Genomic DNA, 25629 nt, shown 5'->3' with positions numbered 1-25629 from the left:
CTGCCTGTGGCGTCTGCGCCCCCCGGGTCCGACCGGCCCCGGGGGGCGTATGAGGAAGTGGCCCCGTCCGGCGCAGCCTAGAGTCAACGCGCGTAGCGCGACAGGGGGTTCTTGGTTACATCCTGGTTTCCCTTTGCCCTCCGCCTACCCTCTGCTTCGCCTTTCCGGACCGCAGCCTTCCGCCTCTCCCCTTGCCGCCACTTTGACCCGCCCGAGCCTTACCCTCGTACGCATGACCAGCGACGACATCGCACGGATCCCCGGCTCCCGATCCATCGAGACGTACTCCGAGCTCACCCCCGAACAGACCGAGGCCGTCCTCGAACTGCTCGCGGAGGCCGCCCGGACGGACGGCCAGCAGGCGGTGTCCGAACAGGGCCGCCTGCAACTGCGCGGAGGCGCCCGCGAAGGCGTCTCCCATCTGGTCCTCACCTTCGGCGGCGAACTCGTCGGCTACGCGCAGCTGGAGGACGCCGATCCGGTCGAGGCGCCCGCGGCCGAACTGGTCGTCCACCCCTCGCACCGGGGCCACGGACACGGCCGCGCGCTCGGCTCCGCCCTGCTCGCCGCCTCCGGCAAGCGGCTGCGGGTGTGGGCGCACGGCGGTCACTCCGCGGCCCGGCACCTCGCCCAGGTCCTCGGCCTCTCCCTGTTCCGCGAACTGCGGCAGATGCGGAGGTCGTTGACCGACCTCGAGCTGCCCGATCCGGTGCTGCCCGAGGGCGTGACCGTCCGTGCCTTCGTCCCCGGCAAGGACGATTCCGCCTGGCTCGCCGTCAACGCCGCCGCGTTCGCCCACCATCCCGAACAGGGCTCTCTCACCCAGCGCGACCTCGACGCCCGGAAGTCCGAGCCCTGGTTCGACCCCGCCGGCTTCTTCCTCGCCTTCCGCGGCGAGCAGTTGGTCGGCTTCCACTGGACGAAGGTGCACGCCGAGGAGCAGCTCGGTGAGGTGTACGTCCTCGGTGTCGCCCCCGGCGAGCAGGGCGGCGGCCTCGGCAAGTCCCTCACCACGATCGGTCTGCGGCATCTCGCGGCGCAGGGCCTGCCCACGGCGATGCTGTACGTCGACGCCGACAACAAGGCCGCGGTGTCGGTGTACGAGCGGCTGGGCTTCCTCACCCATGAGACGGACCTGATGTACCGGACCGAGACGTGAGCGGACCGGGCCGAGACGTGAGCGGACCGGGGAGAGCCGGGACCTCACCCGGAGAGACCGCCCCCGGACGCTCCGAGCCGGCCTGACCCAGATCTGCGGGGCCGTCCCCGCAGCGGCTCCGGCGTCCACAGCACGCTCAGCGTGACCGTCGCCGCCAGCAGCAGGGCCCATCTCAGCTGCGTCGCGGCCCAGTAGGGGTCCTCGGGTGTGCCCAGCAGGCCCCACCGGTTCGGGACGAGCACCGCCACCGCGGCCGCCGTCCCCAGCCGGATCGCGGCGCTCCTGCCCGCTTCCGCCGCCGGTGTGAAGCGGACGGCGATCGTCGCGAGGACGAGGGCGGCGCCCGCCGTCCCCGCGGCCTCGAGCGTGGCCGGGCCGAGCGCGGGACGCGTCGGGCCAGGGGTCAGGAGCACCGCCGCGGCCCACCACAGGGCCCACAGGGGGACGACGGCGGCCAGCCGCAGCACGGTCCGCCGCGGGCGGCCCACCGGTGTCGTCGCCGTGGTGTTGCGTGCCGGGTCGTCCAGCAGGAAGGCCAGGCCCAGTGCGCCGGTGAGGGCGGTGAGGCGCAGGACGAGCCGCCCCAGTTCGGCGTCCGGAGCGTGGTCCGGCAGCCGGGTGGCGCCCGCGAGCAGCAGGCCCAGCCCGCCGGCGGTGGCCAGTGCCCGCCGGGGCAGGCCGCGCCACACCGGCGGCGCCAGGGACCGCAGCAGGTCCGGTGAGACCCTCTGCGCTTCGGCTCGCGCTACTCCCCGCACGGATCCGCCTCCTTCGGCACCTCGACACCCAGCAGCTTCGCGGCCTGGGCGGTCGTCGTCCGCGCGGACGTCAGTTCCGCCCAGTGGGCCTTGACCCGGGCCGTCATCTCGGCCCGCGGCCGGTCCAGCAGCTCCCGGATGACGGTCGTCTGCGCGCCCGACAGGCCCAGCCCGTTCGTCGGGGCCAGGACCGCGCCCGAGCCTTCGGTGCTGTCGTCCAGCCGTACGGTGCGGAAGGTGGCCATCGGGGTGGGGTCGTGGCCCAGGACCAGCCACATGATGGTCACGGCGCGGGCGTCGCACATCGGTTCCGTCGTCACGTCCTCCGAGCCGCCGACCAGGACCGTGGCGACACCGACCGCGAACTCGGGGACGCGGTTGCCGCCCCAGCGCGTGCCGACCGTCACCTCGCCGGGAGTGGTGGAGGGGTCCAGGGCGCCGTCCGTCTCCACTCCGCCGTCCGTGTAGACGCGCTGGCGGATCGTCAGCGCGGTCTCCGCGGCCGTGCCGCCGGCTCCGGACCTGACCCGGTCGACGACCTCCGCCCAGTCGTCGCGCACCACGCTCCACTCGGGGAAGGAGCAGTACGTCGAGCCGTCGTGCGCCGTGCACGACTGGACCTTCTCGGGGGTGTGGGACGCCGTCCTGCGCGCCGCGTCCAGAGCCGCCGTGTCGCCCGGGAGCTGGCCGATCACACCGGCCGCGGTCACGGCGAGGGCGAGCCCGGTGGCCGCCTTGACGGCCCGGGTGCGGCCACCGGCCACCAGCAGGGCCGCGCAGGTCAGCACGGCGCACAGGCCCGTCACGTAGAGGGCGTGCCAGCCGGCCGGGCGCCCCAGCAGGTCGGTGGGGACCGGGTCGCCGCCGCTGGACGTGAAGAACTGGACCGGGTCGAGCCCGGCCACCCACCCCCGGTCAGCGTCGAGGAGCCCGGAGACCAGGACCCCGAGCACGTACACGGCGATGACGAACAGTATGGGCACGAAGGGCGAGGGCAGCAGACGGGCCAGCAGCACGCCCGTGACGCCCGCCAGCAGCACGCTCAGCGGCCCGACGGCCAGCTCCCCGAAGGAGCCGTGGCCGATCGCGCCGGGTTTCAGCGCCTCCCGGGTGTACTCGGCCCCGACGACGAGCGCGGTGAGCCCCGCGTAGGGGAGCACGGAGAGCACATGGGCGAGCGTGCGCCGCCAGGGCTCCATGGCCAGAACCCCGAACTGCTGCGCCGTGCCGTGCTTCCGCGAGCGCAGCGCGGCCGCGTTGGCGCAGATGAACACGGCGAGGGCGAACAGCAGCGGCGCCGCCTGGGTGCGGCGGTCGACCGTGTTGAGGACGGGGAAGTCGTCCATGCCGTCCTTGCTCATCAGCCGCAGGACGACGAGGACGACGTACAGCGCGAAGAAGAACAGCACCGGGATCTGCTGGAGCAGTTCGCGGGCCTCGAAGCGGGCGAGGGCGAGAACGGCTCCGGTGCGGCCGCCCTCGCGCGCCGGCTGGCTGGGCGTACGGGGTTCGGTGACCGTCGGGGTCGTGGTGCTCACGCCGTCACCTCCGCGCTCTCGCCGTCGAGGGTGAGCAGGTAGCCGTCCTCCAGGGTGGGTTCGAGGAGCTCGGCGCCGGCCGGCGGATCGCCGATGTTGCGGAAGCTGCCGGTGCCGGTACGCCAGCCCGCCAGGGCGTTCGGATCGCGTTCGGTGCTGCTCCAGACCCGGCCGGCCGCGCGGGCGGTGAGGTCGGCCGGGGTGCCCTCGAAGTGGACGCGGCCGCGGGCCAGCACCACGACGCGGTGGCAGAGCATCGCCACGTCCTCGGTCTGGTGGGTGGACAGCAGGACCGTGCGGCCCTCGCCCGCCTGGGCGATCAACTCGCGGAAGCGCATGCGCTGTTCGGGGTCGAGGCCGACCGTCGGCTCGTCCAGCACCAGGAAGCCGGGTTCGCCGACGAGCGCGGCGGCCAGGGCGACGCGCTGCCGCATGCCGCCGGACAGCCGCTTCAGGCGCGTGCCACGCGCCTCCGAGAGGTCGACGGCCTCCAGCACGCGCCGTACCTCGCGCAGCCGGGCGCCGCGGTCGGTCAGCTCCTTCAGGATGGCCACGTAGTCCACGAACTCGAAGGCCGTGAAGTCCGGGTGGAAGCCGGGGGTCTGGGGCAGATAGCCGAGCGTGCGGCGCAGCGCGAGGCGGCCGGACGCGGTGCCGGGGTCGTGCCCGAGGGCCGTGAACGCGCCCCCGTCGGGCGGCACGGCCGTGGCCAGCACCCGCAACAGCGTGGTCTTGCCGGCGCCGTTGGGGCCGAGCAGCCCGGTGACGCCGCGGGTCAGCCGCAGCGAGACCCCGTCGAGGGCCCGGGTACCGCCGAAGCGCAGGGAGAGGTCGGTGGCCGTCAGGGTGGCGGGGCCGGTGGAGTCGGTGGTCATGTGGAGCTCCTGGAAGTCCGGTGGGCGGGCGGGGCGGGGGCCGGGGCGGCGCACGGTCGCGTCACGCGGTGCCGCCGTCCGGGAAGCCGCCCGGCGGGCGCGCGTCGAAGCGGTCACGCGCCTGGTAGAGCAGGAGGCCGGCGAGGAGGGCCACGGCCGCCGCGGCCGACTGGCCGGCCACCGTGAACGGGGCGAGCGTGTCGTGGGCGTGCACCTGGCTCTTCGCCACCAGCAGGAGCGTCACCCAGGCGCCGCCGACCAGGGCGGGCGCGACGACCGGGCCCAGCCGGGCGGTCAGCGCGAGTCCCGTCGCGGTGAGGGCGAGGGCGGGCAGCAGCCAGGCCAGGGCCAGCAGCCCGTATCCCGGCAGCGCCAGCGTCGCCAGGCCGTTGAACGCCAGGCCCGCGATGAGCACCGCGACCGTGCGGATCATCAGCAGCCGGAAGCCGTGCAGCGGGGCGACGACCGCCATCTCGTACGTCGGGTCGAGAGAGGGGCCGTAGGACAGGGCGACCCCGGCCAGCGGGAGCAGCGGGGCGAGCGCGAGGAACAGCGCGGGCTGGTCCGCCACACGGACCGCCAGCACCGTCATGACCAGCAGGAACAGCACCGACAGGAGCCAGGAGCGGCGCAGCACCGGCGTCGCCGTCAGCAGCCGTGCGGTGTGGTCGGCCACGCCGAGCCGCACCAGCAGCCGTTCGAGCAGTCCCTGCCGCGGCGCGTCCAGCTCGGCGTCCAGCCGCTCCCAGCCGGCGTCCAGCACGACGGGGTCGGTGGTCTCCGCGAGCCGGGCCCGGCACTGCGCGCACCCGGCGAGGTGCGTGTCGGCGGACCACAGCAGCGGCGGCGCCAACGCGCCGTGGGCGTACGCCCGCAGATCCTCTTCATCCACATGCCACGTCATGCCGCGACCTCCCTCGACTGTCCGTCGCCCACGCGCCCGCGCGGGTCTGTTCCGTACGTGTGCCGCCTCATGCCAGCGCCTCCCGCAGTTGCCTGCGGGCACGCTGGGCCCGCGTCTTGACGGTGCCGGGCGGGATACCGAGGAGAACGGCCGCCTCCCGGGTGGTGAGCCCGTCGATGACGGTCGCCTGGAGGACGGCGCGCAGCTCCGGCGAGAGCCGGGTGAGGGCCCCGGCGAGGTCCCCGTGCTCCACCCCCGCGAGCACGCGTTCCTCCGCCGAGGCCTCGTCGCGGTGGCGCAGCCGGTACAGCGCCTGGCGCATCCGGCCGCGGGCCCCGTCCCCGCGCACGGCGTCGACGAGGCGCCGGGAGCCGATGCGCCACAGCCAGCCGGCGGCGTCGTCGGAGAAGCCCTCCTGGCGGTGGCGGGCCGTTCCGCGCCACACCGCGAGGAAGGTCTCCTGCACGACGTCGTCGACCGTCCCGGCGTCCGCGCAGCGGCCGCGCAGGCGGGCGGTCAGCCAGGGCGCGTACCGGCGGTACAGCTCCTCGAAGGCGTGACGGTCCCGGTCTGCCGCGATGGCCCGCAGCAGCTCCCCGTCGCTTCTCGTTTCGCTCACATCTCCTCATCGGACGGGCCGCGTCGATCGGTTCACGGTTCGCCGCGCGATTTTTCCTTGACTTCGCGCACCTCCTTCCACCACCCTTTCACTACTCAATTAGTGAAAGGGTGGTTGTCCAGTGGTCGAATACCGCATCGACCGGCACAGCGGCGTCGCCACCTACGTCCAGATCGTCCAGCAGACGAAGCAGGCCCTCCGCCTGGGCGTGCTGCAGCCCGGCGACCAGCTGCCCACCGCCCGCGAGGTCGTCGAGGCGACCGCCATCAACCCGAACACCGTGCTGAAGGCGTACCGCGAGCTGGAGCGCGACGGGCTGGTGGAGGCCCGGCGCGGCCTCGGCACCTTCGTGCGGCGCGGGCTGAACACCACCCCGGCGGACTCGCCCCTGCGCGCGGAACTGGACGCCTGGGCCGTCCGGGCACGGGAGGCCGCACTGGACCGCGACGACGTGGCCGCGCTCTTCACCGCCGTACTCGACGAGTACTTCGCCGCACCGGACCCGACCGGCCGGACCGACCGGCACAGCCGCACCGACCGGACCGAGCTGACCGGGCTGACCGAGGCGCAGGACCGGCACGACCGGCACGACACGAACCCTGGAGACCCCTCATGACCGACACCGCCCTGGCGGCAACCGCGCTCGGCAAGCGCTTCGGCCGGCGCGGCGGCCGGGCGCTGCGCGACTGCACCTTCCGCCTCCCCGCCGGGCGCGTCTGTGCCGTCGTCGGCCCCAACGGCGCGGGCAAGTCCACGCTGCTCGCCCTCGCCGCGGGCCTGCTGGCCCCCACCGAGGGCCAGGTCAGCGTCCTCGGGACCGATGCCGCGTCCGCACGCGCGCGTGTCGGTTACGTGGCCCAGGACAAGCCGCTGTACCCCCAGCTCTCCGTCGCCGAGACGCTGCGCGTCGGCGCCGACCTCAACCCGGGCCGCTGGGACGCCGGGACCGCCGAGCGGATCGTCGCCGCGGGCGACCTCGACCCGAAGAAGAAGATCCGCTCCCTCTCCGGCGGCCAGCGCACCCGGGTCGCGCTCGCCCTGGCCCTCGGCAAGCGGCCCGAACTGCTGCTCCTCGACGAGCCGATGGCCGACCTCGACCCGCTGGCCCGGCACGAGCTGATGGGCACCCTGATGGCGCGGGCGGCCCAGTACGGCACGACGATCGTGATGTCGTCGCACGTGGTCGCCGAACTGGAGGACTCCTGCGACCACCTGCTGCTGGTCGGTGGCGGCCGGGTGCGCCTCGCCGGTGAGATCGACGACCTGCTCGCCGCCCACGCGCGCGTGAGCACCACCACGGGCTCCACCGGGCCCACCCCCGCGGCCGGCGCCCCCGACGGTCCGCCGGAACTGGCCCCGCACACGGTCGTCGAGTCCCGGGTAACCGGCCGCCAGCTCACCGCCCTGGTGCGGCCCGCGGGCCCGCTCGCCGACGACTGGCGCACCTCGACGCCCTCCCTGGAGGAACTCGTCCTCGCCTATCTGCGCAACCCGCAGGCCGCCCCGCTCACCCCGGCCGAGCCCGAGGAGGCCGCCATATGACCGCACTCGCCCTCTCACCGGCCGGACCGGGGACCGCGGAGCCCACGAAGGCCCCGGGAACGGGCTGGCTGCTGCGCCTGCACCGGCCCGCCCTGTACGTCTGGATCGGCGTCGTCGCCGTCCTCGCAGCCGGTCTGCTGTGGCTGGGGGGTCCGCTGACCGACGCGTCGGCAGCGGCCTGGCGGCAGTACCGGGAGGCGTGCGCCGACTACCGCGACTGCCACTACGACCAGGACTCGATCGTCCGCTACAAGAGCGTGTACATGTACACGACCGGCGCGCTGACCGCGCTTCCCTTCGTCGTCGCCGCCTGGGCGGGCGCTTCGCTGTTCGGCCGCGAGCTGGAGCACGGCACCGCACAGCTCGCCTGGACGCAGGGCCTGTCCCCGGTCCGCTGGCTGGCCACCAAGCTGATCGTGCCCACGGCCCTGGTCACCGCGGGCACCGGCCTGCTCGTCGCGCTGCACCACCTGACGTGGTCCGCGGGCGACGGCCGTATCGACACCGCCAAGAGCTGGTACGACAACCTCACCCTGCACGCCAACGGCCCCACCACCGTCGCCTTCGCCCTGACCGGCCTGGCCGGCGGCGCCCTCGGGGGCGTGCTGCTGCGCCGCACGCTGCCCGCGCTGACGCTCGCCCTCACCTGCGTCGCCGCCGCGCGGTTCCTGGCCGACCGGCTCATGCCGCATCTGTGGCCTGCCGTCACCCGCGTCACCGGCCTCGCCGACGGCTACCGGGGCTCGGGCCTCGGCGTCGACTCGGGCCTGGTCACCTCCTCCGGGGCGCACATCGCCGACCCCGGCTGCGGGGTGACCTCGGCCTCCGGCTGCGACGCGTTCTACGCCGACCTCGACGCCACCGGCTTCTACACGACGTACCACCCCGAGTCCCACTACTGGCCGCTCCAGCTGACCACGACCGCCCTCGTGCTGGCGGTGGCCGCCGCCCTCGCCGTCACCGCGTTCGTCCTGCTCAGGCGCTCGACCGCGACCCCCACGCGCGTCCGCGCGAAGGCCGCCGCGTGACCGCCGTCGCCGCCGGGGACGCGCCCGCCGCACCGGCCCGCCCCGCCGGCGCGGTCGGCCGCACCTCCTGGGGCACCGCCCGCACCGTGCTGCGCCTGCACCGCACCGCCCTCCTCGGCTGGGCCACCGTCGTCCTGGCGCTGAGCGGCTGGCTGGCGTGGCTCACCGAGATCGCCGTCGACGAGGAGGTCGCGGCGCGGGAGGCCTGTGAGCGTGCGGGCCAGGACCTGTGCGACATGACGGTCGGCTGGGTCGGCTACAGCGAGTCGCTCGGCTGGATCGGCCTGCTGATCTCCTACTCCTTCCTCGCCGTGGCCGCCTTCGCGGGCAGCGCGCTGATCGGCCGCGAGCTGGAGAACGGCACCGCGCGCCTCGCCTGGGCCCAGGGCATCACCCCCGCGCGGTGGCTCACCGCCAAGCTCGCCGTCCCCGCGCTCGCCCTGACCGCCGGCGCCACCGTGCTGGTCCTGGTGTACCGCTGGGCCTGGGGCGCCCACCGGACCCTGACGTACACCGGGTGGGCGGGCGACGACGCGTACCTCTCACGCGGCCCGGCCGAAGTGGCGTACATCCTCTGCGCGCTCGCCCTCGGCGTGCTCACCGCGCTGGTGCTGCGCCGCGCGCTGCCCGCGCTGGCCGTCTCCGTCGCCGCGAGCGGCCTGCTCGCCTTCGCCGTGGCGCGGTTCCGCGACTCCTTCCGGCCCGCTGTCACCCGCACCTCCACGGCGGCGCCGGTCGACTTCCCGGACAACGTGTGGGAACTGGACAGCGGTGCGCTGATCCACGGACGCCGCTCCCCGACCGTCGACCACTGGACCTGCGACGGCACCGCCGCCGAGACCCGGCGCTGCCTCGACGACCTGGGCGTCACCGGCTATTACGCGACCTACCACCCCGAGTCCCACTACTGGCCGATCCAGTTCGTGGAAACCGGCGTCGTCCTGGCCGTCGCGGCCCTCGTCACCGCCGCCGCGTTCCTCCTCCTGCGCCGCCGCACGGCCACCGCCACCGCAGCCTGACCCCGCCCGCTCCCGGGGTGGGCGGGTCCCTCCACGGAGGAGGAACCCGCCCACCCCGCACCACCAGCCACACCCGCAACACCACCGGGCGGCACGCGCCCGCACACAGCGGCTCCACGACATCGACCCCCGCGAGCCGCTCCCCGATATCCCGCACGCCATGTCGCCGTAACCATCGGTTCAGACGACCTTGCGACGCTCGGCGAATGAAGCCCGCCGTGCCCGAGCCTTCGCCGCCTCCCGGGGGAAATCAGCCCCGCGGAGAGTCCCCCGCGATCCCGCCCGCACGCTCCGACGCGCCTGTCACGCTCCTGGCGCGGAAGAATGGGTCCATGAGCCAGTCAGACGCCCAGGCCGAGGTCCAGCACGCGCAGCCCTCCGTGGGCTCCATAGCCGCGCACCGCCCGCACACCGTCTCCGCCGTGGTCTCCGATCTCGAGCCCGACATCGACGCCGACCTCGACACCTACGAGGAGGCGCCGTACGACGGCCCGCAGCTGCCGCAGGGCCGCTTCCTCGACCGGGAGCGCAGCTGGCTGGCGTTCAACGAGCGCGTTCTGGAACTCGCCGAGGATCCGGACACGCCCCTGCTCGAACGGGCCAACTTCCTCGCCATCTTCGCCAGCAACCTGGACGAGTTCTTCATGGTCCGGGTGGCCGGTCTGAAGCGCCGTATCGCCACCGGGGTCGCCACCCGTTCGGCCTCCGGCCTCCAGCCGCGCGAGGTGCTGGAGATGATCTGGGCCCGCTCGCGCGAGCTCATGGCCCGGCACGCCGCGACCTATCACGAGGACATCGCCCCCGCGCTCGCGGAGGAGGGCATCCACCTGGTCCGCTGGGGCGAGCTGACGGAGAAGGAGCAGGCGCGCCTGTTCACGCTCTTCCGGCACCAGATCTTCCCGGTGCTGACCCCGCTCGCCGTCGACCCCGCGCACCCCTTCCCGTATATCTCGGGGCTCTCCCTCAACCTCGCGGTCGTCGTGCGCAACCCGGTCAGCGGCCACAAGCACTTCGCCCGCGTGAAGGTGCCGCCGCTGCTGTCCCGCTTCCTGGAGAGCTCCCCCGGCCGCTACGTCCCCATCGAGGACGTCATCGGCGCCCACCTGGAAGAACTCTTCCCGGGCATGGAGGTCCTGGAGCACCACGCCTTCCGGCTCACCCGCAACGAGGACCTCGAGGTCGAGGAGGACGACGCCGAGAACCTCCTCCAGGCCCTGGAGAAGGAGCTCATGCGGCGCCGCTTCGGGCCGCCGGTGCGCCTGGAGGTCGAGGAGTCCATCGACCGTGAGGTGCTCGACCTGCTGGTGCGCGAGCTGAAGATCAGCGAGGCCGAGGTCTACCCGCTGCCGGGCCCGCTCGACCTCACCGGCCTCTTCCGCATCCACGGTCTCGACCGGCCCGAGCTGAAGTACAAGAAGTTCATCGCCGGCACCCACCGCGACCTCGCCGAGGTCGAGTCGGCGTCCCCGCCGGACATCTTCGCGGCCCTGCGCAGCCGGGACGTCCTGCTGCACCACCCCTACGACTCCTTCTCGACGTCCGTGCAGGCGTTCCTGGAGCAGGCGGCGCTGGACCCGGACGTCCTCGCCATCAAGCAGACCCTGTACCGGACCTCGGGCGACTCCCCGATAGTCGACGCGCTCATCGAGGCCGCCGAGTCCGGCAAGCAGGTCCTCGTCCTGGTCGAGATCAAGGCCCGCTTCGACGAGCACGCCAACATCAAGTGGGCGCGCAAGCTGGAGGAGGCCGGCTGCCACGTCGTCTACGGCCTCGTCGGTCTGAAGACGCACTGCAAGCTGTCGCTGGTGGTCCGTCAGGAGGGCGACACGCTGCGGCGCTACTGCCACGTCGGCACCGGCAACTACCACCCGAAGACGGCCCGGCTCTACGAGGACCTCGGCCTGCTCACCGCCGACCCGCAGGTCGGCGCGGACCTCTCCGACCTGTTCAACCGGCTCTCCGGCTACTCCCGCCGCGAGACCTACCGCCGTCTCCTCGTCGCCCCCAAGTCCCTGCGGGACGGCCTGATCGCCCGCATCGACAAGGAGATCCAGCACCACCGCGCGGGACGGCCGGCGCACGTCCGCATCAAGGTCAACTCGATCGTCGACGAGGCCCTCATCGACTCCCTCTACCGCGCGTCCCAGGCCGGCGTCCCGGTCGACGTGTGGGTGCGCGGCATCTGCGCGGTGCGCCCGGGCGTGCCCGGCCTGTCGGACAACATCCGGGTCCGCTCCATCCTGGGCCGCTTCCTGGAGCACTCCCGGGTCTTCGGGTTCGGCAACGGCGGGGAGCCCGAGGTGTGGATCGGCAGCGCCGACATGATGCACCGCAACCTCGACCGCCGTATCGAGGCCCTGGTCAGGGTGACCGACCCGGCCCACCGGGCGTCGCTGAACCGGTTCCTCGAAACGGGCATGTCCGACTCCACCTCCTCCTGGCACCTCGGCCCCGACGGCGAGTGGATCCGGCACTCGCACGACGCGGACGGCGCGCCCCTGCGCAATGTCCAGGAGATGCTCATAGACGCCCGGAGGCGCCGGCGTGGCACAGCGACACCATGATCTGACGGACTCCGCGGCCGGGCCCGTGTCCACCGGAGAGGCCCTCGCGGGCTATCTCCGGGGCCAGGCCACGGAGTTCCTCCGCGCGCTGCGCCTGCACCGGGAGACCGGCGGCGCCGCGTCGAACGGCTCGCCGGGCGCCTCGACGGGCGGTCCGGCGGGCGCGGAGGTGCGGGTCGACGCGGTGCGCGCCCTGCGCCGCTCGGCCCGCCGGATCAGCGGCAGTCTGCACACCTTCCGCCCGCTCCTCGAACCCGAGTGGTCGGAGCAGATCCGCCCCGAACTGGCCTGGTTGTCCGGCACGTTGGCCCTGGAGCACGCGTACGGGGCCCGACTGGAGCGGCTGCTGCTCGCGCTGAACCGGCTGTCGGGCGCCGCGCCGGTCCCCAGCCAGCCGGTCGGCGCGGCCGGCTCGGCGGGCCCGGGCCCGGAGGACCGGCCCGCCGTCCACCCCGCGGCCCCGGACCGCGGCAGCCTCACCGTGGGCGCGGCGAAGGCGGGCGCCCTCCTCGACCGCCAGCTCACCCTCGCCCGCACCCGGGCCCACTCCACCGCCCTGCAGGCCCTCGGCTCCTCCCGCTTCCACGCCGTCGCGGACAAGGTCGCCGTCCTCGCCAGCGAGGTCCCGCTCACCCCCGCCGGCCCCGCCACCGACCTGCGCCCCCTGGCCGCGGCGGCCCAGGAACGCCTCGCCGACGCGGTCACCGCGCTGCCGCTCGTCACCGCGGGCAGCCCCTACAACGCGGAGGCCCTGGTCCACGGCCTCTCCCCGGACCCCGCCCCGCACCCGCAGGACGCGCCCTGGCACCAGGTCCGCCTGCTGCTGCGGCTGCACCGCTACGCCTGCGAGGTCGTGCACGGCCGCAGCACCCCGCTGGACGTCCGCCTGCTCGCCGCGGGCGAGGCGCTCGACCGGCACCGCGACGCCTCGGAGGCGTCCTCCGCCGCCGCCCAGGCGGCCCGCACCCCCAGGATCGCGCCGGCGACGGCGTACGCGCTCGGCGTGCTGCACGCGGACCAGCGGCATGAGGTGGAGGCCGCGCGGTACGCGTTCCAGCGGTCGTGGCAGAAGCAGAAGATCGGCGCACCCTGACCGGACAGGTGGTGAGGACCAGGTGAGCACCGCGGACAACCCCGACGACAACCCCGTCCAGGCGGCGGGATGTGTGCTGTGGCGCCGCTCCCCCGCGGACGGCTCCCTGGAGCTCTGTCTCGTCCACCGACCCAAGTACGACGACTGGTCGCACCCCAAGGGCAAGCTGAAACGTGACGAGGACCCGCTCGCGGCGGCCCTGCGGGAGGTCCACGAGGAGACGGGCTACCGGGCCGCGCCCGGTACCCGGCTGCCGACCATGGACTACGAGGCGAACGGCCGCCCCAAGCAGGTCCGCTACTGGGCGGCCGAGGCGGTGTCCGGCGCGTTCGCCCCGAGCGACGAGGTGGACCGCCTGCTCTGGCTGCCGCCGCCGGCCGCCCGCGACCGGCTCACCCAGCCGAGGGACCGCGCCCTCGTGGACGCGCTGCTCGACGTGCTGCACCTGGCATAACGGGTGGGCGGAAACGGCCGGCCGTCGGAATCGCCTCGTGTCCTCGACGTGAGCGTTCCGTTACCTCACCGCACCGTCCCCAGGGGTTCACCCCCCGTTCACTCGCGCCCGTAGGCGCCTTCACCTGTTCTGCCTAATTTCGGCCTTACGCGGTGCGGCGCGCGACCCGGGTGGTCGTCTCCGTGCCGAGCAGACTTCTCACACTCCGCACGCCGCCGGATTCAGGACGGCGGCTCCTGGAAGGATCTTCCCCAAGTGAAGCTTCAGCGCATGAACCGGCGGGCTCTCTCCCTCGGTGCTCTCGCCGTCTCCGGCGCCCTGGCCCTCACGGCGTGCGGCTCCGACGACACCGGCTCCAGCAGCGGCAGCAGCTCCTCGGCCACCGCGGCCGCCGGATCCATCAAGTGTGACGACGCCAAGGGCCAGCTCCTCGCCGACGGCTCCTCCGCGCAGAAGAACGCGATCGACGCGTGGGTCAAGAACTTCACGCAGGCCTGCTCGGGCGTCCAGGTGAACTACAAGGGCTCCGGCTCCGGCGCCGGCGTCACCGCCTTCACGCAGGGCCAGGTCGCCTTCGCCGGCTCGGACTCCGCGCTCAAGCCCGAAGAGGTCACCGCCTCCAAGGCGGTCTGCTCCGGCGGCCAGGGCATCGACCTGCCGATGGTGGCCGGCCCGATCGCCGTCGCCTACAACGTCGCGGGCGTGGACAACCTCACGCTGGACGCCGCCACGATCGCCAAGATCTTCGACGGCAAGATCACCAACTGGAACGACAAGGCCATCGCCGCGCTCAACCCCGACGCGAAGCTGCCCGACCTGAAGATCCAGCCGTACCACCGCTCGGACGAGTCCGGCACCACGGACAACTTCACCAAGTACCTGATCGCCGCCACCCCGGACAACTGGAAGTACGAGGGCGGCAAGGCCTGGCAGGCCAAGGGCGGCCAGGCCGCGGCCGGCTCCTCCGGTGTCGCCCAGGGCGTCAAGCAGACCAACGGCGCCATCGGCTACATGGAGCTGTCGTACGCCAAGGACGGTCTGGGCACCGTCGCCATCGACACGGGCGCCGCGGCCCCGGTCAAGGCCTCCTCCGACGGCGCCACCAAGGCCGTCGCCGCCGCGCAGGTCGTCGGGACCGGCAGCGACCTGTCGCTGAAGCTGGACTACACGACCAAGGCCGAGGGCGCCTACCCGATCACCCTGGTCACCTACGAGATCGCCTGCGACAAGGGCAACAAGGCCGCCACCCTGCCGGCCACCAAGGCGTTCCTGCGCTACATCGCCAGCGAGGACGGCCAGGGCGTCCTCTCGGGCATCGACTACGCGCCGATCCCCGACGCCATCATCTCCAAGGTCCGCACCACCATCGAGGGCCTGAGCTGATCCCAGCGGTGCGGTCCGGTATCCGGGGAAACCCGGTCCGGACCGCACCCGTCCGGTGCACCGCCGCCAGGGGCCGCCCGCAAAGCGGTCCCACCCGAGCCGCCCCCACACCCGCAGGCGGCTCCGCAGACCGGAGACCTCCATGGACATATCGACACAGCACCCAGACACGGACGACACCCCGCCCCCCATCGCCCCGCCGGCCGTGACCGCCGAGCAGAAGCGCGCGGCGCGCGGCGCCACCCGGCCCGGTGACCGGATCTTCCTCGCCCTCTCCCGCGGCTCGGGCATCTTCCTGCTGGTGATCATGGCCGCGATCGCGGTCTTCCTCACCTACCGGGCGTACCTCGCCATCAGCAAGGACGACGCCAACTTCCTCACCACCTTCGAGTGGAACACCGGCCTCGTCCCGCCGAAGTTCGGCATCGCGGTCCTGGCCTTCGGCACGGTGGTCTCGTCGGTCATCGCGATGGTCATCGCGGTCCCGATCGCCGTCGCGATCGCCCTCTTCATCACGCACTACGCCCCGCGCCGCATGAGCGGCCCCGTCGCGTACGTGATCGACCTGCTCGCCGCCGTCCCGTCCATCGTGTACGGCCTCTGGGGCGCCCTGGTCCTCGTACCGCACATGGACGGCCTGTTCGGCTGGCTGAACGACTACCTGGGCTGGACCGGCGTCTTCTCCTGGGACGACGGCGCCCCGCGCTCGATGCTCACGGTGGGCATCCTGCTGGCCGTGATGATCCTCCCGGTCATCACCAACGTCAGCCGCGAGGTCTTCCGCCAGGTCCCGCAGATGCACGAGGAGGCGGCCCTGGCGCTGGGCGCCACCCGCTGGGAGGTCATCCGCATGTCGGTGATCCCCTTCGGCCGCTCCGGCGTCATCTCCGCCTCGATGCTCGGCCTCGGCCGGGCGCTGGGCGAGACCATGGCGGTGGCCACCGTCCTCTCCCCCGACTTCGACATCCACGCCAGCCTCCTCAACCCCGGTGGCGGCACCTTCGCCCAGAACATCGCCAGCAAGTTCAACGAGGCGACGGAGTTCGGCCGTGACGCGCTCATCGCCTCCGGCCTGGTCCTGTTCGTCATCACCCTGCTGGTCAACGGCGCGGCACGCATGATCATCGCCCGCCGCAGTGAGTACTCGGGGGCCAACGCATGAGCCACGCAGCAGCAGTAGCCGACAAGTCCCCGAGCACGCTCCAGGGCGCCAGCCTCCCGCGGTGGTCGTCCTGGGCGATCGCGGCCGGTTCGCTCGCCCTCGCGGTCGCCATCGGCCTCGCCGGCGGCCTGGACAGCAAGGTCCAGTGGGGCCTGATCGCCGGTCTCCTCTTCGTCTTCGGCACGTTCGTCATCGCCGCGAAGGTGGAAGGCCGCCGCCAGGCGAAGGACCGGGTGGCGACGAGCCTGGTCTGGGTGGCCTTCATCCTGGCCGTGGTCCCGCTGGTCTCCCTCCTCTGGACGACGATCCAGCGCGGCGTGAAGGTCCTGGACGTCTACTTCCTCACCCACTCCATGGGCGTGGTGGCGGACAGCGAGCCCGGCGGCGGCATCTACCACGCGATCCTCGGCAGCCTGGAGCAGGTGGGCCTGGCGACCGCGATCGGCGCCCCGATCGGCATCCTGACGGCGATCTACCTGGTGGAGTACGGCCGGGGCGCCCTGGCGAAGTCGGTCACGTTCTTCGTGGACGTCATGACCGGCATCCCGTCGATCGTCGCGGGCCTGTTCATCCTCAGCCTGATGCTGATGTTCGACATGCAGCCCTTCGGCTTCGCGGGCTCCCTCGCCCTGGCGATCCTGATGATGCCGGTGGTCGTACGCTCAACAGAGGAAATGCTGAAGCTGGTCCCGAACGAGCTGCGCGAGGCGTCCCTGGCCCTGGGCGTCCCGAAGTGGCGCACCATCCTGAAGGTGGTGGTCCCGACCTCGATCGGCGGCATCATCACCGGCGTGATGCTGGCGATCGCCCGTATCGCGGGCGAGACGGCGCCGGTACTCCTCCTCGTCTTCGGAAACCCGTTCATCAACGCGAACCCCTTCGAGGGTGCGCAGGCGTCGCTCCCGCTGTACATCTACCAGCAGTACGCACAGAGCGCGGGGTCGACAGCGGCCTACGACCGCGCCTGGGCAGCCTCGCTCACCCTGATCGCCTTCGTGATGATCCTGAACCTCGTGGCCCGCGGCATCGCCCGCTGGAAGGCCCCCAAGACCGGTCGCTGACGCAGCGATCAGCGGCTGCCGCCGCACGGGGCCCCCTCAGCGACCGACTGGAAGTGAAGTAGAAGAAATGGCGAAGCGAATCGACGTAAGCGGGCTGACCGCCTACTACGGATCCCACAAGGCGATCGAGGACATCTCGATGACGGTCGAACCGCGCTCGGTGACGGCCTTCATCGGCCCGTCCGGCTGCGGCAAGTCGACGTTCCTGCGCACGCTGAACCGTATGCACGAGGTCACCTCGGGCGGCCGGGTCGAGGGCAAGGTGCTCCTGGACGACGAGGACCTGTACGCCGCGGGCGTCGACCCCGTCTCGGTCCGCCGCGAGGTCGGCATGGTCTTCCAGCGCCCGAACCCGTTCCCCACCATGTCGATCTTCGACAACGTGGCGGCGGGCCTGCGGCTGAACGGCAACTACAAGAAGGCCGAACTGGCGGACGTCGTCGAGAAGTCCCTCAAGGGCGCGAACCTCTGGAACGAGGTCAAGGACCGCCTGAACAAGCCCGGCTCGGGCCTGTCCGGCGGCCAGCAGCAGCGGCTGTGCATCGCGCGCGCCATCGCGGTGGAACCGAAGGTCCTGCTGATGGACGAGCCCTGCTCGGCCCTGGACCCGATCTCCACCCTGGCGATCGAGGACCTGATCGGCGAACTCAAGGAGCGCTTCACGATCGTCATCGTGACGCACAACATGCAGCAGGCGGCGCGGGTCTCGGACCGCACGGCCTTCTTCAACCTGTCCGCCGTCGGCCAGCCCGGCAAGCTGATCGAGATCGACGACACGGAGCGCATCTTCTCCAACCCGTCGGTCCAGGCGACGGAGGACTACATCTCGGGCCGCTTCGGCTAGACCGACCCGCCCCCCGAACCCCTCGCGGTGCTGCATGGCGGTGCCACCGCGGGGACGCAGAAGGGCCCGCCCCCCGGTCGGGGGGCGGGCCCATGCGTGATTTCGGGGGGGTGCGCGGTCCCCGCCGGGGACCGGGGCGGCGCCCCGTGACGGGAGCACCCCGCACCGGGTCGGGCGGGTGGGCGGACATCCCCTACAGGAACGCCACGTTCACGACCCAGAACGCGCACGCCGCGACGAACCCCGCCGCCGGCATGGTGATGAACCACCCGAGGACGATGTTCTTGGCGACACCCCAGCGCACGGCATTGATCCGCTTCGTCGCGCCGACACCCATGATCGCCGAAGTGATCACGTGCGTGGTCGAGATGGGCGCCTTGAACAGGAACGCCGTGGTGAACATGATCGACGCGCCGGTGGTCTCCGCGGCGAACCCCTGCGGCGGATCGAGCTCGATGATCTTCCGCCCGAGCGTCCGCATGATGCGCCACCCGCCCGCGTACGTCCCCAGCGAGAGCATCACCGCGCAAGCGATCTTCACCCACACCGGAATCGGATCGTCGGCCCCCTGCACATCGCCGATGACGAGCGCCATCACCACGATGCCCATCGTCTTCTGCGCGTCCTGGAGACCGTGTCCCAGCGCCATGCCCGCGGCCGAGACCGTCTGAGCGATCCGGAAGCCCCGCTTGGCCTTGTGCGGGTTGGCCCGCCGGAACATCCACAGGATGGCCGTCATCACCAGATAACCGGCGATGAGCCCCACGACCGGCGAGAGGAACATCGGAATGACGACCTTGTCGAGGACGCCGGACCAGATGACGTCGGTGCCACCGGCGAGCGCCGCGCCCACCATGCCGCCGAACAACGCGTGCGAGGACGACGAAGGCAGCCCGAAGTACCAGGTGACGAGGTTCCAGACGATCGCCCCGACCAGCGCGGCGAACAGGATCCCCATGCCCTTGGACCCGTCGGGCGTCTCGATGAGGCCCTTGCTGACGGTGTGCGCGACACCACTCCCGAGGAACGCGCCGGCGAGGTTCATCACCGCCGCCATGGCCAGCGCCGCCCGAGGCGTCAGCGCCCGGGTCGAGACGGACGTGGCAATAGCGTTCGCGGAGTCGTGAAAGCCGTTCGTGTAAGTGAATCCGAGCGCGACGCCGATGGTCACGATCAGAGCGAAGGTGTCCATTAAGTGCTCAGGACTCCTTGACCGCGATGGTCTCCACCGTGTTGGCCACGTGCTCGAAGGCGTCGGCGGCCTCCTCCAGCACATCCACGATCTGCTTCAGCTTGAGCACCTCGATGGCCTCGTACTTGCCGTTGAAGAGATGCGCGAGCAGCTTGCGGTGGATCTGGTCGGCCTGGTTCTCGAGCCGGTTGACCTCGATCCAGTACTCGGTGAGGTTCTCCATGGTCCGCAGGTTCGGCATGGCCTCGGCCGTGAGCTCGGCCGCCCGCGCCAGCACCTCGATCTGCTGCTCGACGCCCTTGGGCAGTTCCTCGACGTTGTAGAGGACGACCAGGTCGACGGCCTCCTCCATGAAGTCCATGATGTCGTCGAGGGAGGACGCGAGGTTGTAGATGTCCTCGCGGTCGAAGGGCGTGATGAACGAGGAGTTCAGCTGGTGGAAGATCGCATGCGTGGCGTCGTCACCTGCGTGTTCCGCGGCCCGCATACGCTCTGCGATCTCGGCCCGGCCGGCGGGGTCCGCCCCGAGCAGTTCCATCAGGAGTTTCGAGCCCGTGACGATGTTGTCCGCGGATGCGGCGAACATGTCGTAGAAGCTCGTCTCCCTGGGGGTCAGACGAAAGCGCACGTGGGGTCCTCAGGATGCATCGGTTTCGGTCAGGCTGATGCTAGGCGCATCATCCGGCCACGGCTAATGGGCCGTCCACCAGTGTCGCCCATGGGGCAAGGCGACCGGGAGGGGGGCGGCCGACCGCTGCGCGGCCGGCGAAGTCCCTGCTCGGGCCGTGTACCCACCGAAGTTCGGTACGATATACCCAGTAGGGGTATAGGTGCGGAGCCGGAGCGCTGGAGGACACGATGACGACCACCGAAGCCGGCGAGCCCATCGCCGAGACCGGCGTCGGGGCGGACCACGCGCCCGGGGCCGTGCACGGCTACCACAAGCAGAAGGACGAGCACCTCAAGCGCCTGCGCCGCATCGAGGGCCAGATCCGCGGCCTCCAGCGCATGGTCGACGAGGACACCTACTGCATCGACATACTCACCCAGGTGTCCGCCTCCACCAAGGCCCTGCAGTCGTTCGCGCTCCAGCTCCTGGAGGAGCACCTGCGCCACTGCGTCGCCGACGCGGCCCTCAGGGGCGGCGACGAGATCGACGCGAAGGTGGAAGAGGCGACCAAGGCGATCGGCCGCCTCCTGCGCACCTGATCACCTCCAGGCCCGGGAGCGCGCCCGCGCACCTGGTCGGCGCCCCACCCGGGGGAGCGCCTCCGCGCGGCGGATCAGCTCCGCGCGCCGGGTCCCGCCCCGGGCTCCTCCGCCGTCCGCTCCTCCCCCACCCGCAGCACCTGGTCGATGCTCGCGAGACTGAGCCGTTCCTCCCCTGCCGCCGAGGCCGCGATGATCAGCTCCCCGCACAGCTCGATCTCGGCGAGGGCCTCGTGGTCCTGAACTGCCGTACCGCCGCCCGGAGCCACGCGCATCACCTCGTCCCTGCCGTCACCGACTTCCTAGAGTAGGGAGCGCTATACACCGCGCGCATGGCACGGACGGGCTAGTCCTTGTGTCCACCCTGTGGCCGAAAATGCTCGCCCAGGGCCGCCAGGGGCCGGGTCATTCCTCCGCGATCCGCCCCGCGTAAATGTCGCCGGCGGCCGGCAACCGCACCTCGACGGGCGCCCCGAAGTCGTACAACAGGGTCGTGGAGGCCACCGCGACCGCGTCCTTGCGCTGCCCGTTCACGAAGCTGAAGCGGTGCCGGACCTTGCGGATGCGCCCCTCGTCGTCGAGGTAGACGTCGAACGGCACCCGCGCCGTGGCGAACCCTTTGGCCGCCGCGCGCAGCGCGTCCCGTCCGCCCGCCGAGGCGTCGGCGGCGGCCACCGCCAGATCGGCGGTCCCGCGGTAGTGCCGTACCGCCGTGCCGGCCACCTCGGTCCGCCCCACGTACGTCGCCGTACGCGTCCCCCGCAGCACCTCGGCGGCGGCGAACGGATCGGTGGCCCCGCCGGTCACGAGGTTCCCGTCGGACAGGGCCGCCGTCTCCACCCGCACCCACTTGTCGTCCGGCACCCCGGCGCCCCGGTTCTTCATGAACAGGGCTCCGGGCGCCAGGAGTTCGGTGATGGGGCGGTGCTCGCTGGTCCCGGCCGGATCCTGCGGCAGCAGCACCTTCAACTCACCGAGCTGCTTGCGGTAGTCGTACACACCCTGGCCCCGGATGGTCACCCGGGTCCCGCCGGTGGCCATCTCCATCGAGGTGCTGGCCTTGGACGTGCCCGCCGCGACGAGGGTGTCGGCGGCCCGGTGCAACGTCTCGACGGGGTCGGCCGCCCGGTCGTCCCCCGCGGCGGCCCCGTCGGCGGAACAGCCGGCGGCGCCCGCACAGACCCCCGCCGCGAGCCCCGCAAGGACCATCGCACCCCTCAGCCCGCGCCGACGCTCCGCCATGGCCTGTGCACCCCCAACCGGTACGTCCGTCACGGGTCTCCTGTCGTCCCGGATAACGACGGGTGAGTGCCGCCGTCACGCCGGCCCGAACGCCTGCGACCGCCATACGGGTTTATTGCCGATCCTGGGTACCGTTGTCCTTGTGACGCAGCAGGACGGATCGACCCATCCCCGCGCCGACGGGGAGCACAGCACCACGACCGTCGAACAGGGCAGGTTCTGCCTCGCCCGCTGCACCTGCGGCTGGCGCGGCCCGGCCCGCAGGGCGAGAAGCATGGCGAGAACCGACGGGGAGCTGCACACGGGCGGCTGACCGGCCGACACCGGTCGTCCTCCCGGCGGACGTCACCGTTCCGTCACCGGCGGATCCTGCTGGAACCCGCGGTCCCACGACCCCGTCTCGCTCCATGAAGCCGCGTGCAGCCGACAGCGGCCGAGGGAAGGCGCAAGAACATGGAACGGCGTACGTTCATCGCGGGCGGCACGGCCGCGGTCGCGGTCGCAGCGACCGCGTGCAAGGCGAACGGCGGCAGCGCGGGCGCCCCCGCCCCGGCCACCGGCGGCAGCACCACGGCTCCCCTGACCACGACCAGCGTCGCCGCCCCCGCCAACTGGGCCGCGCTCGCCCGCGATCTGGACGGCACCCTCGTCCGCCCCGGCGAGGCCTCCTGGGCCGCGGCCCGCCAGCTCTACAACACCCGCTTCGACAGCCTCAAGCCGGCGGCGGTGGCGTACGTCGCCCACGCCGACGACATCCGCACGGTGCTGGCGTACGCCCGCGCGCACCGGATCAAGGCCGCGATCCGCAACGGCGGCCACTCCTACGGCGGCTGGTCCTCGGGCGACGGCCGGCTGATCGTCGACGTCTCCAAGCTGAACCGGGTCCGGGCGAGCGGCACTTCGGCGGTGGTCGGCGCGGGTGCGAAGCTGATCGACGTCTACCGGACGCTCGCCGCGAAGGGCGTGACGATCCCCGCGGGCTCCTGCCCGACGGTCGGCGTCTCCGGCCTGGTGCTGGGCGGCGGCCACGGCGTCGTCTCCCGCGCCTACGGCCTGACCTGTGACAGCCTCACCCGGGCCACGATCATCACCGCGAACGGCAAGCAGCTCACCGCCGACGCGGCGACGAACAAGGACCTCTTCTGGGCGCTGCGCGGAGCGGGCAACGGCAACTTCGGCGTCGTCACGGAGCTGGAGTTCACGACCCACCCCGCACCCCAGGCGGTGACGGGCTACCTCACCTGGCCCTGGTCGAAGGCGGCCGCGGTGGTGAAGGCCTGGCAGGAGTGGGGCCCGTCCCAGCCCGACGAGATCTGGTCCTCCCTGCACCTGGCGAACGCGACCGGAGGCACCCCGACCGTCTCCGTCGCCGCGTTCTGCATCGGCACCTACGGCCAGCTCCAGAACGCGGTCGACCGCCTCGCCGACCGGGTGGGCGCCCCCGCGACGAACGTCTCCCTCCGCCGTCGCACGTACGAGGCGGCGATGGAGATCTACGCCGGCTGCTCGTCGTTCTCCTCCGACGCCCAGTGTCATCTGCCGGGCTCGACGCCGGGCCGCTCCCCGCAGGGCGCACTGGGCCGGGAGACCTACGCGGCCCGCTCGGACTTCTTCGACGTCTCGCTCCCGGCGGCGGGCATCCAGACCCTCCTCCGGCAGATGCGGTCGGTCCAGGGCGGCTCGGGCAGCATCGCCCTCACCGCGCTGGGCGGCGCGGTGAACCGGGTCTCGCCGACGGCCACGGCGTTCGTCCACCGCCGCTCGCGCATGCTGGCGCAGTACATCGGCGCGTGGCGGGCCGGCACGGCGGGGACGGCGGCCCAGTCCTGGCTGAACACGGCGCACAAGGCGATGGCCCCGTACGCCTCGGGCGCGGCCTATCAGAACTACGCGGACCCGACGCTCACCGACTGGCGCAAGGCCTACTACGGCGACGCGCTCCCGCGCCTGACCCAGCTGAAGAAGCAGTACGACCCGAACGGCTTCTTCAGCTACCCCCAAGCCCTCTGACGCCTGCCCTCAAGCCCGCTGACGGCCCCCCAGGCCCCGCGGCGGCCCTGCCTAGGCCGCGAGGTCGCGCTCCTCGGCGGCGACCTCGGTCCGCGCGCCGGGGACGAAGCCGTCCCGCTGTCCGGCCCGGGCGTCCCGGCTGCGTACGACCCAGCCGAGCCGGGGCGACCGGTCGACGGCCTTCAGCACCGGGGTGAGCAGCATGGAGGCGATGGGCGACAGCAGCAGGGCCACCGCGGTGCCGAGCGCGAACCCGCCGACGACGTCCGTCGGATAGTGCACCCCCATGTAGATCCGGCAGAACCCTTCGAGCAGGGCGATCCCTATCCCGACGAGCCCGAACCTGCGGTGGGCGACGAACAGCCCCACGGCCATGGCCATCGTGAGGGTGGCGTGGTCGCTCACGAAGGAGTAGTCGGTCTTGCCGGAGACGAGCACCTCCAGCCCCTGATGGTCGAGGAAGGGCCGGGGCCGTTCCACGAAGCCCCTTATGGGCACGTTCACCAGCACGGCGACGCCGGCGGCGAGCGGCGCCCAGACCAGGGCGGCGACGGAGGACGCGGCTTCCTCGGCCCCGCCGGGCCGCCGCCTGACCCCCCACCAGCACCACACGATCAGCAGGACCATGGCGAGCAGCAGTCCGTACTCGCCCACGAACTCCACGGTCCGGTCGAGCCAGTGCGGAGCGTCCTTGGCTAGCCCGTTGATGTCATAGAGCAGGTCGACGTCGGGGTTCGACCCGGATTCGGCGAGTCCAGCCATGGCGCTGCGGCCCCTTCGTCGTGATCTGCTCGGCACACCTCACATGCGCCCGTCCAACAGGAACGCACGGCCCCGGTTGATACGTTCCACTCTCCACTGAATGATCACTCAGACGTTATCGAAGAGAGACAGATCCCCGCAGCTCAGGGGCCGGGTTCGCGGGCCCTTCAGACGGTCGTGGGCAGCGCTTTCGCGCCATCTTCGGTGACGCGCGTGGCCCCGAAGTACTCGGCCGTGTCGATGGGGTCGAACCGGATGACCGCCCCGGTGTAGGGCGCGTTGATCATGTACCCGCCTCCCACGTAGATCCCCACGTGGTGGATGGCCCGCGAGTTGTTCGGATCGGTGGAGAAGAACACCAGGTCCCCCGGCAGCAGCTCGCTGCGCCGCGGATGCGGTCCGGCGTTGTACTGGTCGTTGGCGACCCGGGGCAGCGTGATCCCGACGCTTTCGTACGCGGCCTTGGAGAGTCCGGAACAGTCGAAGCGTCCGCCCTGGTCAGCGGTGCCGTTGCCACCCCAGAGGTAGGGCGTGCCGAGCTTCTTCTGAGCGAAGTAGATGGCCCCGGCGGCCTGCTCGGAGGGGTCCACCCGGCTGACGGGCGCGGCGAAGGACTCCGCCAGCGTCGTGATCGTCTTCACGTAGTTCCGGGTCTCGCTGTACGGCGGTACGCCCCCGTACCTGATGACCGCGTAGGCCCCCGCGTTGTAGGCGGCGAGCATGTTGTGCGTGGCGTCCCCGGGGACGTCCTTCACGTACGAGGCGAGCTGGCAGTCGTACGACGCGGCCGACGGAATCGCGTCATTCGGGTCCCAGACGTCGCGGTCGCCGTCACCGTCGCCGTCGATTCCGTGCGTGGCCCAGGTGCCGGGGATGAACTGCGCTATGCCCTGCGCGGCGGCGGCGCTCTGCGCCCTCGGGTTGAAGCCGCTCTCCTGGTAGAGCTGGGCGGCGAGCAGCGCGGGGCTGATGGCGGAGCACCGATTGCCCCACTTCTCCACGAGCGTCCGGTACGCGGCGGGCACGGCGCCCTGGGCCAGGGCCCGGCCCGCGCCGCCCACCCCGCCGGTGGCGCTTCCGCCGACGAGGTACACCCCGATGACGAGCGCCATCATGAAGGCGGCACCGGCACTGACGGCAGCGGTCGCCACGATCCAGGTCTTACGCACCGTCAACCGCCCCTCACCGCACAGGAGTCCGCCCCCGACAGT

At 72.2% G+C, this 25629-nt stretch carries 25 protein-coding genes and 1 pseudogene; 15 read left to right on the top strand and 11 right to left on the bottom strand.

All coding sequences use genetic code 11. From position 1 onward, the window contains the following. Positions 1-232: 232 nt before the first annotated feature. Positions 233-1159 (top strand): mycothiol synthase, encoded by a 927-nt coding sequence (mshD, locus tag J2X68_RS06080; RefSeq protein ID WP_310431409.1) that lies wholly within the window; start codon positions 233-235, stop codon positions 1157-1159. 44 nt (positions 1160-1203) lie between these two features. Here mshD and J2X68_RS06075 read toward each other — a convergent pair whose 3' ends face one another. From J2X68_RS06075 to J2X68_RS06055, 5 genes are all read right to left on the bottom strand, one after another. Next, the gene (locus J2X68_RS06075) at positions 1204-1917 is read right to left on the bottom strand and encodes an ABC transporter (protein WP_310431408.1); all 714 of its coding nucleotides are present in this window, start codon (positions 1915-1917) and stop codon (positions 1204-1206) included. Beyond that, entirely contained in the window at positions 1905-3455 is a 1551-nt protein-coding gene (locus J2X68_RS06070; protein WP_310431407.1) for an ABC transporter permease, read from the bottom strand. Before J2X68_RS06070 ends, J2X68_RS06075 begins: the two co-directional genes overlap by 13 nt. Continuing rightward, positions 3452-4330 (bottom strand): ABC transporter ATP-binding protein, encoded by an 879-nt coding sequence (locus J2X68_RS06065; RefSeq protein ID WP_310431406.1) that lies wholly within the window; start codon positions 4328-4330, stop codon positions 3452-3454. The genes J2X68_RS06070 and J2X68_RS06065 overlap by 4 nt, the downstream gene beginning before the upstream one ends. A 61-nt stretch (positions 4331-4391) precedes the next feature. Continuing rightward, positions 4392-5234, bottom strand: coding sequence for a zf-HC2 domain-containing protein (locus J2X68_RS06060; RefSeq protein WP_310431405.1), 843 nt, complete (start codon positions 5232-5234; stop codon positions 4392-4394). Positions 5235-5301: 67 nt separating this feature from the next. Further along, positions 5302-5853, bottom strand: a complete 552-nt coding sequence (locus J2X68_RS06055; protein WP_310431404.1) for an RNA polymerase sigma factor — start codon at positions 5851-5853, stop codon at positions 5302-5304. Between the two features lie 121 nt (positions 5854-5974). Here J2X68_RS06055 and J2X68_RS06050 point away from each other — a divergent pair. The 11 genes and pseudogenes from J2X68_RS06050 to pstB form a co-directional block, all read left to right on the top strand. After that, positions 5975-6343: pseudogene (locus J2X68_RS06050) on the top strand (GntR family transcriptional regulator); the annotation flags it as partial. A 122-nt stretch (positions 6344-6465) separates the two neighbouring features. Beyond that, a complete protein-coding gene (locus J2X68_RS06045) occupies positions 6466-7395 on the top strand; it encodes an ABC transporter ATP-binding protein (protein ID WP_310431403.1) in 930 nt (309 codons plus the stop codon). After that, positions 7392-8423 carry an ABC transporter permease gene (locus J2X68_RS06040; RefSeq protein ID WP_310431402.1) on the top strand — a complete coding sequence of 344 codons (1032 nt, stop codon included), beginning with the start codon at positions 7392-7394 and terminating at the stop codon, positions 8421-8423. The genes J2X68_RS06045 and J2X68_RS06040 overlap by 4 nt, the downstream gene beginning before the upstream one ends. Then, positions 8420-9442, top strand: a complete 1023-nt coding sequence (locus J2X68_RS06035) for a hypothetical protein (protein WP_310431401.1) — start codon at positions 8420-8422, stop codon at positions 9440-9442. Before J2X68_RS06040 ends, J2X68_RS06035 begins: the two co-directional genes overlap by 4 nt. 206 nt (positions 9443-9648) lie before the next feature. Beyond that, positions 9649-12006 carry an RNA degradosome polyphosphate kinase gene (locus J2X68_RS06030; protein ID WP_310431400.1) on the top strand — a complete coding sequence of 786 codons (2358 nt, stop codon included), beginning with the start codon at positions 9649-9651 and terminating at the stop codon, positions 12004-12006. Beyond that, positions 11987-13099, top strand: coding sequence for a CHAD domain-containing protein (locus tag J2X68_RS06025; RefSeq protein WP_310431399.1), 1113 nt, complete (start codon positions 11987-11989; stop codon positions 13097-13099). The genes J2X68_RS06030 and J2X68_RS06025 overlap by 20 nt, the downstream gene beginning before the upstream one ends. 22 nt (positions 13100-13121) lie before the next feature. After that, entirely contained in the window at positions 13122-13553 is a 432-nt protein-coding gene (locus tag J2X68_RS06020; RefSeq protein ID WP_310431398.1) for an NUDIX hydrolase, read from the top strand. 255 nt (positions 13554-13808) lie between these two features. Continuing rightward, positions 13809-14936 carry a phosphate ABC transporter substrate-binding protein PstS gene (pstS, locus tag J2X68_RS06015; protein WP_310431397.1) on the top strand — a complete coding sequence of 376 codons (1128 nt, stop codon included), beginning with the start codon at positions 13809-13811 and terminating at the stop codon, positions 14934-14936. A 142-nt stretch (positions 14937-15078) separates the two neighbouring features. Next, the gene (gene pstC, locus J2X68_RS06010) at positions 15079-16098 is read left to right on the top strand and encodes a phosphate ABC transporter permease subunit PstC (protein ID WP_310431396.1); all 1020 of its coding nucleotides are present in this window, start codon (positions 15079-15081) and stop codon (positions 16096-16098) included. Next, positions 16095-17159, top strand: a complete 1065-nt coding sequence (gene pstA, locus J2X68_RS06005) for a phosphate ABC transporter permease PstA (RefSeq protein WP_310431395.1) — start codon at positions 16095-16097, stop codon at positions 17157-17159. Before pstC ends, pstA begins: the two co-directional genes overlap by 4 nt. A 67-nt stretch (positions 17160-17226) precedes the next feature. After that, a complete protein-coding gene (gene pstB / locus J2X68_RS06000; protein ID WP_310431394.1) occupies positions 17227-18003 on the top strand; it encodes a phosphate ABC transporter ATP-binding protein PstB in 777 nt (258 codons plus the stop codon). A gap of 193 nt (positions 18004-18196) precedes the next feature. Here the strand turns inward: pstB and J2X68_RS05995 are convergent, their stop codons facing one another. Together J2X68_RS05995 and J2X68_RS05990 are read right to left on the bottom strand one after the other, a co-directional pair. Next, a complete protein-coding gene (locus J2X68_RS05995) occupies positions 18197-19195 on the bottom strand; it encodes an inorganic phosphate transporter (protein ID WP_310431393.1) in 999 nt (332 codons plus the stop codon). Positions 19196-19202: 7 nt separating this feature from the next. Continuing rightward, the gene (locus tag J2X68_RS05990) at positions 19203-19823 is read right to left on the bottom strand and encodes a DUF47 domain-containing protein (RefSeq protein ID WP_057579445.1); all 621 of its coding nucleotides are present in this window, start codon (positions 19821-19823) and stop codon (positions 19203-19205) included. 230 nt (positions 19824-20053) lie between these two features. On the opposite strand from J2X68_RS05990, the gene J2X68_RS05985 reads away from it, so the two are divergent. Beyond that, positions 20054-20404 carry a metal-sensitive transcriptional regulator gene (locus J2X68_RS05985; protein WP_310431392.1) on the top strand — a complete coding sequence of 117 codons (351 nt, stop codon included), beginning with the start codon at positions 20054-20056 and terminating at the stop codon, positions 20402-20404. 74 nt (positions 20405-20478) lie between these two features. On the opposite strand, the gene J2X68_RS05980 is transcribed toward J2X68_RS05985, so the two are convergent. Together J2X68_RS05980 and J2X68_RS05975 are read right to left on the bottom strand one after the other, a co-directional pair. Continuing rightward, entirely contained in the window at positions 20479-20679 is a 201-nt protein-coding gene (locus J2X68_RS05980) for a hypothetical protein (RefSeq protein ID WP_310431391.1), read from the bottom strand. Positions 20680-20809: 130 nt separating this feature from the next. Continuing rightward, positions 20810-21646 (bottom strand): hypothetical protein, encoded by an 837-nt coding sequence (locus J2X68_RS05975; protein WP_310431390.1) that lies wholly within the window; start codon positions 21644-21646, stop codon positions 20810-20812. Between the two features lie 142 nt (positions 21647-21788). Between J2X68_RS05975 and J2X68_RS05970 the strand changes: the two genes are divergently transcribed. After that, positions 21789-21959 (top strand): hypothetical protein, encoded by a 171-nt coding sequence (locus J2X68_RS05970; RefSeq protein WP_310431389.1) that lies wholly within the window; start codon positions 21789-21791, stop codon positions 21957-21959. A 140-nt stretch (positions 21960-22099) separates the two neighbouring features. Beyond that, complete coding sequence (locus tag J2X68_RS05965) at positions 22100-23656, top strand: FAD-binding oxidoreductase (RefSeq protein ID WP_310431388.1); 1557 nt, start codon at positions 22100-22102, stop codon at positions 23654-23656. A 51-nt stretch (positions 23657-23707) separates the two neighbouring features. Here J2X68_RS05965 and J2X68_RS05960 read toward each other — a convergent pair whose 3' ends face one another. Beyond that, positions 23708-24418, bottom strand: coding sequence for a phosphatase PAP2 family protein (locus J2X68_RS05960; RefSeq protein ID WP_310431387.1), 711 nt, complete (start codon positions 24416-24418; stop codon positions 23708-23710). 167 nt (positions 24419-24585) lie between these two features. Further along, positions 24586-25593 (bottom strand): bifunctional lytic transglycosylase/C40 family peptidase, encoded by a 1008-nt coding sequence (locus J2X68_RS05955; protein WP_310431386.1) that lies wholly within the window; start codon positions 25591-25593, stop codon positions 24586-24588. Between the last annotated feature and the right edge of the window lie 36 nt (positions 25594-25629).

The sequence above is a fragment of the Streptomyces sp. 3330 genome, assembly GCF_031456635.1.
Lineage (GTDB): Bacteria > Actinomycetota > Actinomycetes > Streptomycetales > Streptomycetaceae > Streptomyces.
The sequence above is the reverse complement of the archived record's forward strand: the minus strand, read 5'-3'. Positions and strand labels throughout refer to the sequence as shown.